The sequence below is a fragment of the Methylobacterium carpenticola genome (genome assembly GCF_042748905.1).
In the GTDB taxonomy this organism is placed as follows: domain Bacteria; phylum Pseudomonadota; class Alphaproteobacteria; order Rhizobiales; family Beijerinckiaceae; genus Methylobacterium; species Methylobacterium carpenticola.
In genome coordinates, this window is the sequence record NZ_JBHZEO010000001.1 from 2,368,503 (window position 1) to 2,383,552 (window position 15,050).

The 15,050-nt window shown below is 69.9% G+C and carries 16 protein-coding genes and 3 pseudogenes; 11 read left to right on the plus strand and 8 right to left on the minus strand.

Annotated features, from left to right (window positions below; all coding sequences use genetic code 11):
* The first annotated feature begins 111 nt into the window (after positions 1-111).
* From ACE101_RS11230 to ACE101_RS11240, 3 genes and pseudogenes are all read left to right on the plus strand, one after another.
* On the plus strand, positions 112-477 hold the full coding sequence (locus ACE101_RS11230; protein WP_379129181.1) for an IS5 family transposase: 366 nt from the start codon (positions 112-114) through the stop codon (positions 475-477).
* Positions 371-949, plus strand: coding sequence for an IS5 family transposase (locus ACE101_RS11235; RefSeq protein WP_379129184.1), 579 nt, complete (start codon positions 371-373; stop codon positions 947-949). Before ACE101_RS11230 ends, ACE101_RS11235 begins: the two co-directional genes overlap by 107 nt.
* 37 nt (positions 950-986) lie before the next feature.
* Positions 987-1,361 (plus strand): annotated as a pseudogene (locus ACE101_RS11240) (integrase core domain-containing protein); the annotation flags it as partial.
* A gap of 236 nt (positions 1,362-1,597) precedes the next feature.
* Here ACE101_RS11240 and ACE101_RS11245 read toward each other — a convergent pair.
* Positions 1,598-2,866 (minus strand): annotated as a pseudogene (locus tag ACE101_RS11245) (IS256 family transposase).
* Between the two features lie 325 nt (positions 2,867-3,191).
* Between ACE101_RS11245 and ACE101_RS11250 the strand changes: the two are divergent.
* Together ACE101_RS11250 and ACE101_RS11255 are read left to right on the plus strand one after the other, a co-directional pair.
* Positions 3,192-3,611: a winged helix-turn-helix domain-containing protein gene (locus ACE101_RS11250; protein ID WP_379126108.1), complete on the plus strand. Its 420-nt coding sequence runs from the start codon at positions 3,192-3,194 to the stop codon at positions 3,609-3,611.
* Positions 3,612-3,628: 17 nt separating this feature from the next.
* Positions 3,629-4,165, plus strand: a pseudogene (locus ACE101_RS11255) (IS630 family transposase); the annotation flags it as partial.
* A gap of 228 nt (positions 4,166-4,393) precedes the next feature.
* Here ACE101_RS11255 and ACE101_RS11260 read toward each other — a convergent pair.
* A protein-coding gene (locus tag ACE101_RS11260; RefSeq protein WP_379129186.1) for an IS5 family transposase occupies positions 4,394-5,160 on the minus strand; the annotation gives its coding sequence in 2 pieces (ribosomal slippage) (positions 4,394-4,845 and positions 4,845-5,160; 768 coding nt in all).
* A 73-nt stretch (positions 5,161-5,233) separates the two neighbouring features.
* Between ACE101_RS11260 and ACE101_RS11265 the strand changes: the two genes are divergently transcribed.
* The 5 genes from ACE101_RS11265 to ACE101_RS11285 all read left to right on the plus strand — a co-directional run bounded on the left by ACE101_RS11265 (position 5,234) and on the right by ACE101_RS11285 (position 6,745).
* A complete protein-coding gene (locus ACE101_RS11265) occupies positions 5,234-5,491 on the plus strand; it encodes a recombinase family protein (protein WP_379129189.1) in 258 nt (85 codons plus the stop codon).
* 204 nt (positions 5,492-5,695) lie between these two features.
* The gene (locus ACE101_RS11270) at positions 5,696-5,893 is read left to right on the plus strand and encodes a hypothetical protein (protein ID WP_379129191.1); all 198 of its coding nucleotides are present in this window, start codon (positions 5,696-5,698) and stop codon (positions 5,891-5,893) included.
* Entirely contained in the window at positions 5,886-6,137 is a 252-nt protein-coding gene (locus tag ACE101_RS11275; protein WP_379129193.1) for a hypothetical protein, read from the plus strand. Before ACE101_RS11270 ends, ACE101_RS11275 begins: the two co-directional genes overlap by 8 nt.
* Positions 6,121-6,255, plus strand: coding sequence for a hypothetical protein (locus ACE101_RS11280; RefSeq protein WP_379129196.1), 135 nt, complete (start codon positions 6,121-6,123; stop codon positions 6,253-6,255). The genes ACE101_RS11275 and ACE101_RS11280 overlap by 17 nt, the downstream gene beginning before the upstream one ends.
* Positions 6,256-6,577: 322 nt before the next feature.
* Complete coding sequence (locus ACE101_RS11285; protein WP_379129198.1) at positions 6,578-6,745, plus strand: hypothetical protein; 168 nt, start codon at positions 6,578-6,580, stop codon at positions 6,743-6,745.
* On the opposite strand, the gene ACE101_RS11290 is transcribed toward ACE101_RS11285, so the two are convergent.
* The 6 genes from ACE101_RS11290 to ACE101_RS11315 all read right to left on the minus strand — a co-directional run bounded on the left by ACE101_RS11290 (position 6,735) and on the right by ACE101_RS11315 (position 13,622).
* Positions 6,735-8,198, minus strand: a complete 1,464-nt coding sequence (locus ACE101_RS11290) for a metal-dependent hydrolase family protein (RefSeq protein ID WP_379129201.1) — start codon at positions 8,196-8,198, stop codon at positions 6,735-6,737. The two genes, ACE101_RS11285 and ACE101_RS11290, sit on opposite strands and share 11 nt — an antisense overlap.
* A 414-nt stretch (positions 8,199-8,612) precedes the next feature.
* A complete protein-coding gene (locus tag ACE101_RS11295; RefSeq protein WP_379129203.1) occupies positions 8,613-9,389 on the minus strand; it encodes an SDR family NAD(P)-dependent oxidoreductase in 777 nt (258 codons plus the stop codon).
* Positions 9,390-9,391: 2 nt separating this feature from the next.
* Complete coding sequence (locus ACE101_RS11300; protein ID WP_379129205.1) at positions 9,392-10,216, minus strand: carbohydrate ABC transporter permease; 825 nt, start codon at positions 10,214-10,216, stop codon at positions 9,392-9,394.
* 2 nt (positions 10,217-10,218) lie between these two features.
* Complete coding sequence (locus tag ACE101_RS11305) at positions 10,219-11,109, minus strand: carbohydrate ABC transporter permease (protein ID WP_379129208.1); 891 nt, start codon at positions 11,107-11,109, stop codon at positions 10,219-10,221.
* 8 nt (positions 11,110-11,117) lie between these two features.
* Positions 11,118-12,437, minus strand: a complete 1,320-nt coding sequence (locus ACE101_RS11310) for an ABC transporter substrate-binding protein (protein WP_379129210.1) — start codon at positions 12,435-12,437, stop codon at positions 11,118-11,120.
* A 150-nt stretch (positions 12,438-12,587) separates the two neighbouring features.
* Positions 12,588-13,622 (minus strand): Ldh family oxidoreductase, encoded by a 1,035-nt coding sequence (locus tag ACE101_RS11315; RefSeq protein WP_379138597.1) that lies wholly within the window; start codon positions 13,620-13,622, stop codon positions 12,588-12,590.
* A 219-nt stretch (positions 13,623-13,841) separates the two neighbouring features.
* Between ACE101_RS11315 and ACE101_RS11320 the strand changes: the two genes are divergently transcribed.
* Positions 13,842-14,873, plus strand: coding sequence for a GntR family transcriptional regulator (locus ACE101_RS11320; RefSeq protein ID WP_379129212.1), 1,032 nt, complete (start codon positions 13,842-13,844; stop codon positions 14,871-14,873).
* The last annotated feature ends 177 nt before the right edge of the window (positions 14,874-15,050 follow it).

Sequence of the window (15,050 nt, forward strand, 5' to 3'; positions counted from 1 at the left end):
CCCGGTGAACGAGGAGGCCGAAGCCAAGGCTGCCGCCTATTGGGCAGAGCACGACTAGGGCGTCTCTGCAAAGGGGTTCACACGGTCGGGCCGAGCCCCCACGTGATCGGGATGCGACGCTTTGAACTGACCGACGCGCAGTGGGAGCAGATCGCCCCGCTGCTTCCGCCGCAGAAGCCGCGCACCGGCCGTCCTGCGGTGGATCACCGCCAGGTGCTCAACGGCATGCTCTGGATCCTGCGCACGGGCGCGCCCTGGGAGGACCTGCCGGCGCGCTACGGGGCGGTCGGAACCGTCTCGAGCCGGTTCTACCGCTGGTGCAAGGCCGGCGTATTTGACCGGGTACTGCAGCGCCTGCAGGCGCAGGCGGATGCCCGCGGCGACCTTGACTGGGACCTGCACTTCGTGGACGCGACGGTGGTGCGCGCCCACCAGCACGCCGCCGGCGCACGCCGGTCCGGCGCCATCGGGGGGTGAGGGGACGGTCGAGGGTGCGGGCGAGGCGCTCGGGCGTAGCCAGGGTGGGTTCTCGACCAAGCTGCATCTGCGTGCCGAGGGCGGGGGCAAGCCGATGGCGGCCGTCCTGACGGCTGGCGAGCGGCACGAGCAGTTTGCGCTGGACGCGCTGATGGACAAGGGCGCGGTGCGGCGGCCGGGGCGTGGCCGGCCCCGCCTGCGTCCGCGCCGGGCGGCCGGCGACAGAGGCTACTCCAGCCCATCCGCCCGCCGCCGGCTCAGGCAGCGGCGGGTCGAGCCGGTGATCCCGACCCGCAAGGATCAGCCGCGTCAGCCCGACTTCGACAAGGCCGCCTACCGGGAACGCAACAGGGGCGAGCGGCTGATCAACCGGCTCAAACAGTATCGCCGCATCGCCACCCGCTACGAGAAGCGGGCCACCAACTACCTCGCTATGGTCACCCTCGGCATGACAATGCTCTGGCTCACATGAGTTTGCAGAGACGCCCTAGCCGCGCATCTACCGCTGGCATTCCTTCGAATGGGCCTGCGAGCAGACCAAGATCGAACATCGCCTGACCAAGCCGCGCTGCCCGTGGACGAATGGTCAAGTTGAGCGCATGAACCGCACCATCAAGGACGCGACGGTCAAGCGCTACCATTGCACCAGCCACGACGAGCTGCGGCACCACATGCAGCTATTCGTGGAAGCCTACAATTACGGTCGTCGGCTCAAGACCCTGCGCGGCCTCACGCCCTACGAGTTCATCTGTCAGAGCCTGTTTGAACTCCTCCGCCGGGCGTTCCCATCTGTCTCATGTGCCAACACAACTTCCGCCTGGCAGGGCGGAGTGGAGAGCAGATGTGGACGGACCGACATCGGACGCGCCATGAAACGCGCCTGAAGGAGATGGTGCTGCAGGTGGGGCTGGACGAGGTGGCCCGCTTTCTGGAGCGAGGCGATCCGCCGAGCCGAGCGGATGCGACCCCGGCCCGCCACGTGTCGGCCGGGATCGCCTGGCACCTGCGGACGGGCGGCGGGCGCTGCCGGCCGGCTTTCCGCCCTGGCGCACGGTCTACGGCTGGTTCCGGCGATGGATCGCGAAGGGGAGCTATGCGGGACTTTGGGTGACGGAGGCGGTCAGGCGGCGCGGTGATCTGGGCTGGCGACGACCTCGGTCCCATCCCGGAAGATGACGCCCGCCACCATCTTCGGCAACTGGTTCTCGCCCTTCAGTCGCCGCCAGGTCTTCGCGGCCGCCATGACGAGCTTGAACACCATCAGCTTGGCGGTCGTGGGCGAGAGCGCCCCCTTGGTGCGCACCGTGCGGTGGCGGACCGTGGCGAACACGCTCTCGATCGGGTTCGTGGTCCGAAGGTGATCCCAATGCTCGGCGGGCATGTCGTAGAAGGCCAGCAGGGCGTCGCGGTCCTTCGTCAGGCACTCGCTCGCGCGGGCATACTTGGCCCCGTACTTCTCGACGAAGACGTCCAGGGCCGCCTCGGCCTTGGCCCGGGTGGGCGCGCCGGAGATCTCGCGCAAGTCCTCCTTCATCGCCGACTGCAGCGACTTCGGCACCTTGTTGAGGGCGTTGGCGGTCTTGTGCTGTCAGCAGCGCTGATGGCGCGTGCCCGGTAACCCCTCGTCGAGCGCCTTCCAGAAGCCCCATGCCCCGTCGCCCACCGCGATCTTCGGCGCGATCGACAGCCCGCGCCGCTTCACGTCCACCAGCAACTCCCGCCAGCTCTGGGCACTCTCGTGCACCCCGACCTGGAAACCGACCAGTTCCTTCTTGCCCTCCGGCGTGGCGCCGATCAGGACCAGCATGCACTCGGCCTGCTCCTCCATCCGGGTCTGCAGGTAGACGCCGTCAGCCCAGACGTAGACGGAGTGACGGGCCGCGAGCTCACGGGCCTGCCAGCGGGCGTACTCGTCCGCCCAGCTCGCCGTCAGCCGGGCGATGACGGCCGGCGAGAGGTTCGGGGCGTCCTTACCCAGGAGGGCGGCGAGCGCCTCCTGGAAGTCGCCGGTGGAGATCCCGCGCAGGTAGAGGACCGACAGCAGGGCATCCAGGCTGCGGGTGCGCCGCGCCCACTTCGGCAGGAGGGCCGAGGAGAACCGGATCCGTTCTACGGGGCTCGTCGCGCCGCGATCCCGGATGCGCACCCGTGCGACCGGCACCGGGCCGATGCCGGTCTGGATCGCGCGCTCGGGGCCGTACCCATGGCGCACCAAGCGGGCGCGTCCGTCCGGCAGCCGCAGGTCCTGCATGGCCGCGAGGAAGGCCTCGGCCTCCAGCTCGACCGCCTGGGCGAGCAGGCGGCGGGCGCCGGCCCGCAACACCTCGGTCAGGGGATCGTCGATCTCATCCGGCTGACGAAGCCGCACGATGTTGGTAGGGCTGTTCATGGCGTATCGCTCTCTCTTGAGAGGTTCTGGCAGGCTCGACACCCGCCTCGATACGCCGCCTTCACACCCAGCGCGTCACCCAATCTCCCGCATTGCTCCCTGGACGAAAGAGCCCGAACGCTTCAGACTCGATCCGTCATACCGGCGCGCGATTGAGGTGACTCGGCTGGGTGTTCCCCGGGAACGAAGCAGCTGATTCAATTGGCTCCTGCCTGAGCGGGAGGTCGGAATGGGACGCGGTTTGCCAATCCGGGAGGATGTCGCGACGCCGACTGAGTTGAGGCGGCGGGCCAGGAAAGAGCCTCGCCGTTCGACAGCGCAGCGGATGCTGGCGATCGCCAATGCGCTGGAAGGCATGAGCCGCGCCGAGGCGGCGCGGGCGGCCGGGATGGAGCGCCAAGCTCTGCGCGATGCGGTGATCCGGTTCAATGCCGAGGGGCTGGCCGGGCTGGTGGATCGTCCGCATGGCCACAGGCGAGAGATCCTCAGCGAGGGTGAGCAAGCAGTTCTGGTGCATCGGATCCTGGTTGGGCCAGATCCCGAGCAAGGGGAGCCGTCGAGTTGGACGCTGCCGGACCTCTGCCGTTTCATCGAGGAGCGGTTCGACAAGACGATGTGCCCGCAATCCATGTCGCGGGTCGTGCGTCGGCTCGGGCTGTCGAAGCAGAAGGCCAGGCCCGTTCACCCGAAGCGGAACGCCCGTGCGGCGGCCGCTTTCGCCAAAGGGGGCTTCGCACCGCCGTAGCGGCGGCGGCCCAAGCCCATCCGGACAAGACGATCGCGCTCTGGTTCATGGACGAGGCGCGCGTGGGCCAGAAGGGCCGGACCGGCCATCGCTGGTGGGTGCGCGGCCAACGCCCACCAGGGCTGTGCGACAAGCGCTTCGCCTCAGCCTACATCTTCGCAGCCGTGCGGCCCGCCACAGGCGAGGAGTTCGCCCTCGTGCTGCCGCGGGTCTGCACTCAGGCCATGGATCGCTTCCTGGCCGACTTTGCGGCCAGCATCCCAGCCGACACCCACGCTGTGATGGTGCTGGACGGTGCGGGCTGGCACGATCCGCGCGCGGTGACGCTCCCGCCCAACCTCACCCTCGTGCCGCTGCCGCCCTACAGTCCCGAGCTGAACCCGGTCGAGCGTGTCTGGCTCTACCTGCGCGAGCGCTACCTCTCCCATCGGCTCCTGGCCGACTACGAGGCCGTCGTCGAGGCGTGCTGCCGGGCCTGGACTGCGCTCGCGGCAGAGACCGGCCGCATCAAGTCCCTCTGCGCCTACCCCTACCTGCAACAGATCAGTTCATAAGCGCGGCGGTATGACGCGCCAGAAATCCGGCGAATTGAGCATGCCTCCGCAAGGTCGTTTTTACAGCGTCACAAATCGATGATGGCATTGTTCCATCAGGAGAAAATGCCTTCAATTCAACGATCGCATTAGGCGGGCTCGTTGGGCTTCTATCAACCAAAACATCCGATCGGACCTGCGAATGCGTTGATTTTATTTCTTGCTCGTGAGCAGCACTAGGGCCTGTCGTCACTTGATCCAGTCGAGAGTGGCGGCCAGACAAAGGATGCCCATGAAGCTGACGGCGGTCTTTTCGTAGCGGGTGGCGACGGCGCGCCACTCCTTGAGCCGGGCCCGGAGCCGCTCGACAATGTTGCGGTTGCTGTAGATCCACTCAGGACAGGCGAGCGGGGCCTCGTTGCCCTTGGTCGGGATCGCTGGCCGTGCACCGGCGGTCCAGATCGCCTCGCGAAAACGGTGGCTGGAGTAGCCGCGGTCACCCACCACCCACTGCGGCACGCCGGGCAGCTGATCGAGCAACGGGAGAGCGTGCGGCAGTTCATGCGCCTGGCCGGGCGCGAGGCGGAACGCGATCGCGCGTCCTCGCCCGTCGGCGATCACGCAGGCCTTGGTGCCATAGCCGCCACGCGAACGGCCAAGAGCTTCACGATGGTCTCGCTCGGCTCCAGATCCCCCCTTTTGGCCGCGCCCGCCGCCTTCTGGTGAGCCCGAATGCTCGTGGCGTCGAGAAACACCATGCCGAGCGCGACGCCGCGGGTCTGCACGAGGTCGAGCAGCCGCTCCCAGACACCGGCGCGCGCCCAGCGGATGAAGACCTGGGCGGCTTGCCACCAGGGACCCAGCTCGGCCGGGATGGCGCGCCAGGAGGCGCCGTTGTGATGCCGCCAAAGGATGGCTGAGATCGTGCGGCGCAGTTCAAGGGGCGGCGTCTTGCCTTTGGGCCGGCAGGCTTCCACCAGCGGCTCCAACTCGGCCCACTGGGCGTCCGTCAGCATCGCGTCTCCTCACTCAAAGCGGAGAAACGATCAACCACGCAATGAGTTCAAGCGACAACAGGCCCTAGCCGCCATGGCCGAGGCCGAGCGCGACATCATCACCGAGCGCACCAAGGGTGGGCGCGTGATGAAGGCCGGCCGCGGCGGCATCGCCTGCGGGCGGCCACCCTACGGCTACGTCATCGACCGTGAGGGCGGGCTGCAGGTCGTGCCGGAGCAGGCCGCGGTGGTGCGCCGGATCTTCGCCGAGCGCGAGGCCGGCCGGATCTTGCAGCAGATCGCCGACGGCTTGAACGCGGACCAAGTCCCCTCCCCTCGCGGGCGCGCCTAGCGCACGGGGCAGGTTAGCTACATCGTCAACAACCCGAAGTATCGGGGCGTCGTCGAATATCTCTTCTTCAACGGATCTGGCGAGACCTACGTCAAGACGGACAGTCTTCACGTCGCGATCGTCGATCATCCTCGCAAATCCGGACGCAAGAGAGCGCGATGAGCAACGACGCCGAAGCGTAAGGTGCGCACGAGCTGCCGCGTCGTGGCGGCCATCCTCGACCGCAAGCGCGTGCCGTGCATCTGCCCCGCTCAGCATGACGTGCGGGATGCGCGCGGCCGGCCGATCCGCGGGACGGGCGCTGTCGCCCGGACCACGGCTTTCAGCCTGGTGCGGGGCCGGCTGCACGAGCGGGCCGCCTGCGAGCGTTGCGCCCAGTGCTGGACGCGCATCAATGCCTGAGGTGGCTGAGATCGACGCGATCGACGCGCGGCTTGAGGAGCTGCGCCGGCAGCGGGCCGCTCTGGAGTACGTCGACGACTTCACCTTCTGGGGTGCGCAGAGCCGGGCGATCGATGCCGAGGTGCGCCGCCTGCAGGGCCGGCGCGTGGAGCTGAACGCCACCATCGAGCAGCGCCAGCACGTCCAGGGCTCGCCCTCCGAGATCGCGGGCTCCGTGGAGCGGACCGATGTCCGGCGAGGCTGACATCGCAACCCTGCTCCAGCTGCAGGCCTACGCCTGGGAGATCTGGTGGCGCGCCGCGTGGCAGGTTCCGGCCGCGCTGGTGCGTGAGGCCCGTCCTGGGTTGCGCGATGAAGCCTGACACGCTGTTCCGGCTCGTCCGCCTCGCCAAGGCGGCCCGGACCGCATAGAGTCCTCTCGCTCTGTAAAGAGGCGGGAGCCGGGGTGGGTTCAGCACCCCGAACCGCGAGGTGGTGGCCTCGCATGACCGCAGCCGGCCGGACAACGGTCACCCCGCCACCGCGCGCAGCGGCCGGGGCACCCTGCATCAGGTTATGCCCGAACACCATTCCGAGGCCGTGAAAAACCGGCCGAACCGCGACGTGCCAGCTCCCGGCGCGTCCCGGTGCCCCGCACCGGCCCTCCCTGGCCGGTGCGGGGCTGCCCTTGCTCACTTCCGCGAGGTGGTCCGCATCGGGTCGGCGACGCTGATCCGGGCGGACGCGCCCGACGTCCTGGCGGCCCTCGCCGCGCAGGCGCCGGGCACGATCGGCGGCGTGCTCGCCGATCCGCCCTATTGCAGCGGCGGCACCGCGGCCCGCGACCGAACATCTAGACGCTCTACGGGATGAGAGCGTCTTTGTAGAGGACACCGCCCTTCATGATGATGAGGAAGTGCTTGGCCGGGTCCGCCACAAGCGCGATGTCTTCGACGGGGTTGCCGTCGACGAGCAACAGATCGGCAAGAGCCCCTTCTTCAACCACTCCGAGTTTGCCCGGATAGGGGTTGCGCGGACCGGATAGTGCAAGGAGGTCGGCGTTGGTACCGGTCGCCATGCGTAGGATCGCGGCGTTGCCGTACCAACGGGCCAGGTGGGTCAGCATGGTTCCCTGTCGCACCGTCAGCGTGTCGGAGAACAGCAGGTCCGACCCAAACGCCGTCCTGACGCCGTGCGTCTTCGCCAGCCGGTACGCGGTGTCCGTGCCGGCGAAGACCTCGAGCAACTTGGCGCGACTCGGTCCCGTCAGCGGGACCGAGTCCTCGTCCCCGAGGAATGGCTGGATGCTCAGCCAGATGCCCCTCTCCGCCATGAGTGCGGCCGTCGCATCATCCATCAGATGCGCATGCTCGATACACCGCGCGCCGGCGGCGATCGCCCGCTGGATCGTCCGCGGCGTGTAGGCGTGCACGGCCACGTAGGTGTTCCAGTCCTCAGCGACCGCGACCGCTGCGCGCAGATCGTCCAAGCTGAACGTCGTCATGTCCAGCGGACTGCGCGGCGAGGAAACGCCGCCGCCGCCCACGACCTTGATCTGCGAGGCACCCTGCATGAGTTGCTCGCGCGCGCGAAGCCGGAGATCGGCGGCAGCGTCGGCAATTGCGGCAGCACCGGTCCGCTCCAGCGCGCTCACGGGGCCACCGGCACTCCTCGGCAGGTCGGATAACGGCCGCATGTCGCCGTGCCCGCCGGTCGTGGTCAGCATGGCGCCCGATGGATAGATGCGAGGGCCGACCGCCAATCCTTGGTCGATCGCCTGCTGCAGCGGGAAGGCAGGGCCGCCAAGGTCTCGGACCGTCGTGAAGCCCCGCATCAAGGTGCGCCGGGCCTCCGCGGCGGCGGCCAGGACGATGTAGCCGGGGTCTGCTGCCACTGCGGTCGCCAGAGGCAATCCAGCGAACAGGCAGTGCCAATGCGCGTCGATCAGGCCCGGCATCAGGACCCGGCCCCCACAATCGATCACGCGCGCGTCGTCCGGGGCGGGTTGGTTGCCGCTTGCGACAGCCTTGATCCTGTCCTTCTCGACGAGGACCTGGAGCCCGTCCCGCAATGCGTCCGACTGGCCATCAAACACGCGGGCATTCGTGAACAGGATGGGCGGCTGAGGCCGTGCCAGCGCTGGCTGTGCGAGGGCGGGACTGGGCAAGCCAGCAACCGAGACCGCAGCGGCCATGCCCGTGACGAAGCCGCGGCGCGACAGGCCCGCGCCGATCCGCCGCGCGAGGAACCGGATCTCTGGCCGATGGCAGAGGCACCCGAGGGGGAGGACTGGACCGGTCTCGCTGCCCGACGTGCATGACAGCATGTCGACCTCGCGCTTTGCCCGATGCGGCTGCGTCGCTGCACCTTATCCCATCGCTTCAGCGGCCGGACCAGCAGGATTACAGCGCGCTTCATCACACGCCTGTCGCCGTGACGTCATCCGCGCCGGGCTGCCTCGATCGCCGCGACGTCGTTCTTGCGCATGGTCATCGTTCTTGCGCATGGTCATCATGGCCGGATCGGCGCGTTTCGCCTCCTCGCCGCCCACGCGGCGGCGAGCCCACGCGGAGATAGTACCCCAGCGATCGTGCGGCCGAAGGCGCTATCCTGTGCGCCATTGCTGACGATCGCGTTCCCATTGATGGGCCCTTGCACCCCAGCGGCAATCCCGCGCCGCACCCGCGCGGCCGCGCCGGCGGATGCGCGCGCGGCCGCGGCAGCGGGGCCGATCGCCCGGTCAGATGCCGCCCGCGAGGTAGCCGCCATCCACGTTCAGCACCGTCCCGGTGGTGAAGCCCGCGGCCGTCGAGGCGAGGTAGACGGCCGCGCCCACCAGCTCCTGCAACTCGCCGAAGCGGCCGGCGGGCGAGCGCAGCAGGGCCGCGTCCTTGCGGGCCTGGGGCATCTTCTCGCGGTTGAGTTCGGTCATGAAGAAGCCGGGCGAGATCGCATTGACCCGCACTCCGTGCCGCGCCCATTCGGCAGCGAGCGAGGTGGTGAGACCGACGATGCCGTGCTTGGCCACCGCATAGGGGCAGGCGTTCGGCCAGCCGCGATGCGCAGCGAGCGAGGCGATGTTGATGATCGTGCCCGCACCCCGCGCCACCATCGCCCGCCCGAAGGCTTGGCAGGAATGAAACACGCTGGTGAGGTTCGTGTCGATCACCTGCCCGAACTCGTCCGGCGTGAAGTCGAGGGCGGGCTTGATGATCGTCATGCCCTGGCAGTTCATCAGCCCGTCGACCGTGCCGAGATCCGCCAGCACGGCGTCGGCCAAAGCCGCCACGGCGCCGGGCGCGGTCACGTCGACCTCATAGGCGCGCGCCTCGGGACAGAGGCGCTTGAGGCGCGCCAGCGCCGCGTCGAGCTTCTCCGGGCGTCGCGCCGCGATGGCGACGCGGGCGCCGGCCTGCGCGAAGCCGTGGGCCGCGGCCTCGCCGATGCCGCTGGAGCCGCCGATCACCAGGATCGTCATGCCGGCGAGGGAGAGGGAGGTCGAGCCGACGGGGAGCATGGTCAATCCTTCACTGCGGAACCGGCAAAGCCCTGCACGAGGTAGCGCTGCAGGACGACGTACAGGCACGAGGGAATCGCGGTCGCCACCAGGGTGGCGGCCATGATCTGCGCCCACTCGACCCGGAACTGCCCGAACATCTTGAGCACGCCCAGGGTCATCGGCTGCCGGGCCTGGTCCTGGATCAGGCAGAGCGCCCAGAGCACGTCGCCCCAGGCGAGCAGGAAGGCGAAGGTGACCGTGGCGACCAAGCCGGGCATCACGTTCGGCAGGATCACCCGCGTGAGCACCTGCAGCCGCGAGGCGCCGTCGAGCATCGCCGCCTGGTCGATCTCCACCGGGAGCGTGTCGATGTAGCCCTTCAGCATCCAGACGCTGAAGGGGAGCGTGATCGTCGACAGCGCGAGGACGAGGCCGAGGCGCGTGTCGTAGAGGCCCGCCCGGCTCAGCAGCTCGAAATAGGGCCCGACCAGCAGGACGCCCGGCAGCATCTGGCTGGTGAGGAGGATGGCCATCAGGGCGAGCTTGCCCCGGAAGGCGAAGCGCGAGAAGCCGTAGGCCGCGAACACGCCCACCAGCGACGAGACCAGCGCCGTACCCGAGGAGGTGATCAGACTGTTCAGGAAATAAACCGGGAATCCCTCCTGCTGCCAGATCTTGCGGTAGGCCTCGACGGTGGCCTGCCGCGGCCACAGCGTCGCCGGAAAGTCGATCACCTCGAGCGGCGGCTTCAGCGAGGACGAGATCACCCAGTAGAACGGGGCGAGGTTGTAGAGGAGCATCAGCCCCAGGATCAGGACCACGAAGGGCCGGCGCAGGCGGGGCATCGTCAGGCGTTCCTCGACATCGTGACCCGCAGGTAGGGGATCGCGACGATCAGCATGGCGAGCGCCAGCACGACTGCCATCGCCGAGGCGTAGGCCGGATTGAAGAACTCGAAATATTGCTTGAACGTCATGGTGGAGATGAGCTGCGTCGCGTCGCCCGGCCCGCCGCCGGTCATGCCGTAGACGGTACCGAACAGGCGCGCCTCCCAGATGAGGTCGAGCACCAGGGCGATGATGAGCATGTTGCGCAGGCCGGGCAGCGTCACGTAGCGGAACGACTGCCACGCCCCGGCCCCGTCGATCGCCGCGGCCTCGTAGAGGTGGCCGGGAATGGCCTGCAGCCCGGCGAGCAGGATCAGCATGACGAACGGGTAGCCGCGCCAGACCTCGGCCGTGACGACGCCGAAGAAGGCGAGCGACGGCGTGCCGAGCCAGTCGACCGGCTGGTCGATGGCGCCGAGCTGGAGCAGGACCGCGTTCGCCATCCCGGGCAGCGTGTCGAAGACGAAGCGCCAGATGATGCCGCCGATCACGTCCGGCACGGTCCAGGGCAGGATCGCGGCGACCCGGAACAGCCACTGCGCCGGCAATTCCGCGTTCAGCGCCAGGGCGACCGCGAGCCCGATGGCGAGATGGAGCGAGACGACGAGGCCGACATAGAGGAGCGTGGTCCAGAGCGTGGCGCCGAACTGGGGATCGGTCGCGAGCTGTCGGTAGGCGTCGAGGGAGAAGCCCGGCTCGCGGACCCAGACCAGGTTGAAGCTCTGAAGCACCGCGGTCACGGCCGGGAGGCCGAGGACCAGCAGCAGTAGCAGGATCGCCGGCCCGACGAACAGGAAGGGGAGCCAGCGCTCCCCCCGGCCGGCGGCATCCGCACCGGGAGATGGCCGCATCGCCTGGCTCAAGTCTTGCGCTGCAGGATCGCCTCGACCTGCTTGTGCGCGTCGGCGAGCGCCTGGTCCGGCGTCTTCGACCGCGTCACGGCCGCGTGCAGGCTCTGGCGGAAGGTCTCGTTGATCTCCGGCCATTGCGGAATCAGGGGCATGAAGGCGGCGTGGTCGAGTTCCTGCGCCATCAGCTTGGCCGAGGCGCTCGCCTGGATCTTCGGGAATTCCGCGTTCACGGCCCGCCGGGGCGAGAGCAGGTTGTTGTCGAGGTACCACTTCTCCGCCCTCTGCCGGTCGGTGAGGAAGCGCACGAGCCGCCAAGCCGCCTCGGCATTCGGGGTCTTCGGGTTGATGTGGAGGGACTTCATGTTGAGCGTCGTGCGGATGTGGTCCGCGGCGGGATCCTTCATCGGCACCGGGGCGACCTGGAGCGTGTTCCAGGCGTCGAGATCCTTGTTCATCTCGGCAGTGATCGGGTAGGCCCAGGCCGCCTCGAAGGCCATGCCGATCCGCTTGGTCGCCAGGAGCTGGCGGGCGGCATTGGCGTCGACCTGCAGCACGCCGGGCGGCATCACCTTGTCGTCGTTGATCAGGCCGACCACGAAGCCGAACGCCTCGCGCGCCGCCGGCTCGTCGAGGCGCGAGCGGGTGTAGTCGGGGTTGAGGATGTCGCCGCCGAAGCCGCGCAGCACCACCGGGAAGCGCAGGTCGAAGCCGCCCTGGCCCAGCACCATGGTGGTGCCCCAGCGGTCGACCTGCCCGCCGGGCCGGCTCGGCGCCGTCAGCCGCCTGGCGGCGTCGCGGAACTCCGTCCAGGTGCCCGGCGCGGCCGTCACCCCGACGCTCTCCAGCATCGGCCGGTTGTAGAACAGGACGATCGGCACGTAGGTCTGCGGCGCGCCGAAGAGGCCGCCTTTCTCGCCCACCACCTTGATCGCGGGCTCGTAGAACTGGCTCGCCCAGGCGGCCGCGCCCCCGTCCTTCTCCAGGAACGGGGTCAGGTCCATGAGCCAGCCCTCGCGGATGAACTGCTTGACCGGGTTGGAATCGAGCGAGAACACGTCCGGCCCCCGCCCGCCGCGGAAGGCCGTGGCGTAGCGCACGTCGCGCTGGCCGTAGGCCACCGGCTCGGGCCTGATCTTCACGTCCGGGTTCTCGCTCTCGAACTGAGCGAAGGCCTCGGCAAGGGAGCGTCCCCAGACCGGCTCGGCCAGGTGCCAGTCGGAATAGGTCAACGTAACCGGTGCGGCGGCGCGCACGACGGCCGGCGCCGCGAGCGCCCCGGCCACGAGCCCGAGCGCGTGGCGGCGCGTCAGCGTCCCTGGATCTCTCATCGCGTCCTCCCTGGGCCCGGTCCCGCGCGCCCACCCGAGCGCCACGGCGCTCCTCCCGGCCTTGTTGGCTGGTGTATACATTGACCAATCGCATCTCAGCAGAGCGCGGCGGTCCTGACAAGCGCGATCGTGCTGCCGGCGGCGATTCGGTCAGCCGGCGGGCGCCGGCATGCGCAGCCCGTGGGCGGCGGCGAGCGCGGCGAGCGCGTCCAGCGTCGCCGGATCGACCGGGATGCCGTCGCGGTCGCGGCGCTCGGCCTCGGCCCATTCGCGGTCGCCAGGCGCCATCACCGGACCGCCCGCCGCCGACGAGCCGCGCAGGGCCGCCAGGTAGCGCGCCATCCCGTCCCGGAAGACGTCCGGATCGATGAAGGCCGCCGGGCGCAGGGCCAGCACGAAGGCGCCCATCTCGCGCGGGCGCGTGAAGTCCGGGCCGGCCATCGGAGCGATCTCGTGGCTCAGGCGCATGCCCGACAGGACCGCGCTCAGGATCTCGGCGAGGCCCGCGAGCCCCGCGCCCTTGAAGCCGAAGGCGGCGCCGAGGGGGGCGAGCATCTCCGCCCGCTCTGCATCCGTGGTGTCGCGCCCCTGCGCGTCCGACGCGGTGGCCTCCGGCAGCGCCCATCCCAGGCTGCGGTAGAGCAGCACGCGATTGTAGGGGATCGCGCTCGTCGCCATGTCGAGCAGCCAGGGGCGGCCGCCCGCGACCGGGACCGCAACGGCGAGCGGGTTCGTGCCGTGGAACCGCTCGGCGCCGTCGTGCAAGCGCACGACGCTGTCCGAGTTGCAGGTCGCGAGCCCGATGCAGCCCGCCTCGGCGGCGGCGAGCGCGAAGGCACCCGCCGCCCCGAAATGCGACCCGTTGCGGATGGTCACGGCGCCGATGCCGAAGCGGCCCGCGAGATCGACGGCGCGGTCCATCGCCGCGTAGGCGGCCCGGGCGCCCTGCGCGTGGTCGGCGTCGAGCTGCGCGACCGCCCCCGCCTCCGCGAAGCGCAGATGCGGATGCCCGTTCACCCGGCCGCCCCGGATCGCGGTCTCGTAATGCGGCAGCAGACGGATGCCGTGGCTGTCGATGCCGAGCCGCGAGGCGTGCACCATGGCCCGCGTGGCCGCCGCCGCGCTCGCCTCGTCGGCTCCGGCCGCCGCCAGGGCCGCGTGCGCGAACGCGGCCAGATCCGCCATCGCCAAGCGCGGCCCGGCGGGGGACGGCCCCGATGCCGGCGCGGTCACGGCCGACACCCTCCGCGGAGCGGCCCGATCCCGGCCGCGGGGCATCCCGCAGGTTGACCCGCCATCCCTTCCTCCCGATCCATGTCTGATGCATGCATTCGACATTGCATCACACCGCACCGCGAGGATCTTGGCAATCCTCCCCGGGACGGCGAAGCTGGCGGGGACGGCTTGGGACCTGAGGAGCGCGCCATCACCCCGGTCGACGATGTGCGGCGGCAGGACCCCTCGCGGACGGTTGCGGGCGGGGCGGCGCGGCTTCACAGCCAAGCCTTCGAGATTCTGGCCGGGCGCGTGCGCTCGGGGAGCCTCCCGGCGGGCACGCGCCTCCTCGAATCGCGGGTCGCCGCCGAGTTCGGGATCAGCCGGGCCCCGGTGCGCCAAGCCCTCACGGCCCTCGCCGAGGCCGGGCTCGTCGCCCGCGGCGAGGGCCGCGGTTACGTCGTGCGCGGCCGCGACGGCGAGGCCGCGCCGGCGCGCGACGCACCCGCGCCGGTGCGACTCCGCTCGCAGGCGAGCTGGGAGGGAATCTACGGCGACGTCGAGATGAACATCGTGTCGCGCACGGCCCTGTGCGCGTGGCGGGTGGTCGAGGCCGATCTCGCCAAGCATCACGGCGTCAGCCGCACCGTCGCCCGCGAGGTGGTGGCCCGCCTCCACCAGCGCGGCGTGATCCGCAAGGACGCCCGCTCGCGCTGGTACGCGCCCGGCCTGACGCCGGACTACGTCGCCGAACTCTACGAGATGCGCTGGACGCTCGAACCCCTCGCCCTCGCGAAGGCCGCTCCCCTGGTCCCGCGCGACGTCGTGGCCGGGGCGCGCGCGCGGATCGCGGTGGCGGTGGCGCAGGCCGGCACGCTGGACGGACCCGCCCTCGACGCCCTCGAAGCGGATCTGCACGACGTGATCCTGGGCTATTGTCCGCACCGCACCCTGCTCGAAGCAGTCCGCCTGTACCAGTCGCTCCTGGTCGCCCACCGCTTCCTCTACCGGTGGAACCCGGCGCTCTACCCGACCGAGCCGTTCCTGCCGGAGCACCTGCAGGTTCTGTGCGCCCTCGACGCCGGCGACGCCGCGCACGCGGCGGTGGCGCTCGAAGCGCATCTGCGCGCCTCCCTCGCCCGCGCCAATGCCCGGCTTCAGGCGGTGAAGCGGGGATCGCGGCCGGAGCCCCTCCCCTACCTCAAGCCGCTCCCGGGATGAGGCCGGCCGCGGCGGGCACCCGCGGGGCGGGCCCGGGTTCCCGCTGGTCGCCCGCTCGTGGAGCAGCGCCCGATCACGCTGCAATCGGGCGCTGCTCCAGGTTTTTGATGTTGCCGCATTGTCTGCGACGAACCGGGATCCCTTCGTCGGAAAATGCTCTCGCCGTCGGCGGCGGAC

Excerpts from the sequence above, each read along its gene's own strand:
- ACE101_RS11230 (WP_379129181.1), top strand. The coding sequence starts at position 112 with ATGCGACGCTTTGAACTGACCGACGCGCAGTGGGAGCAGATCGCCCCG.
- ACE101_RS11235 (WP_379129184.1), top strand. The coding sequence starts at position 371 with ATGCCCGCGGCGACCTTGACTGGGACCTGCACTTCGTGGACGCGACGG.
- ACE101_RS11250 (WP_379126108.1), top strand. The coding sequence starts at position 3,192 with ATGCTGGCGATCGCCAATGCGCTGGAAGGCATGAGCCGCGCCGAGGCG.
- ACE101_RS11265 (WP_379129189.1), top strand. The coding sequence starts at position 5,234 with ATGGCCGAGGCCGAGCGCGACATCATCACCGAGCGCACCAAGGGTGGG.
- ACE101_RS11275 (WP_379129193.1), top strand. The coding sequence starts at position 5,886 with ATGCCTGAGGTGGCTGAGATCGACGCGATCGACGCGCGGCTTGAGGAG.
- ACE101_RS11280 (WP_379129196.1), top strand. The coding sequence starts at position 6,121 with ATGTCCGGCGAGGCTGACATCGCAACCCTGCTCCAGCTGCAGGCCTAC.
- ACE101_RS11290 (WP_379129201.1), bottom strand. The coding sequence starts at position 8,198 with ATGCTGTCATGCACGTCGGGCAGCGAGACCGGTCCAGTCCTCCCCCTC.
- ACE101_RS11295 (WP_379129203.1), bottom strand. The coding sequence starts at position 9,389 with ATGCTCCCCGTCGGCTCGACCTCCCTCTCCCTCGCCGGCATGACGATC.
- ACE101_RS11300 (WP_379129205.1), bottom strand. The coding sequence starts at position 10,216 with ATGCCCCGCCTGCGCCGGCCCTTCGTGGTCCTGATCCTGGGGCTGATG.
- ACE101_RS11305 (WP_379129208.1), bottom strand. The coding sequence starts at position 11,109 with ATGCGGCCATCTCCCGGTGCGGATGCCGCCGGCCGGGGGGAGCGCTGG.
- ACE101_RS11310 (WP_379129210.1), bottom strand. The coding sequence starts at position 12,437 with ATGAGAGATCCAGGGACGCTGACGCGCCGCCACGCGCTCGGGCTCGTG.
- ACE101_RS11315 (WP_379138597.1), bottom strand. The coding sequence starts at position 13,622 with ATGGCGGATCTGGCCGCGTTCGCGCACGCGGCCCTGGCGGCGGCCGGA.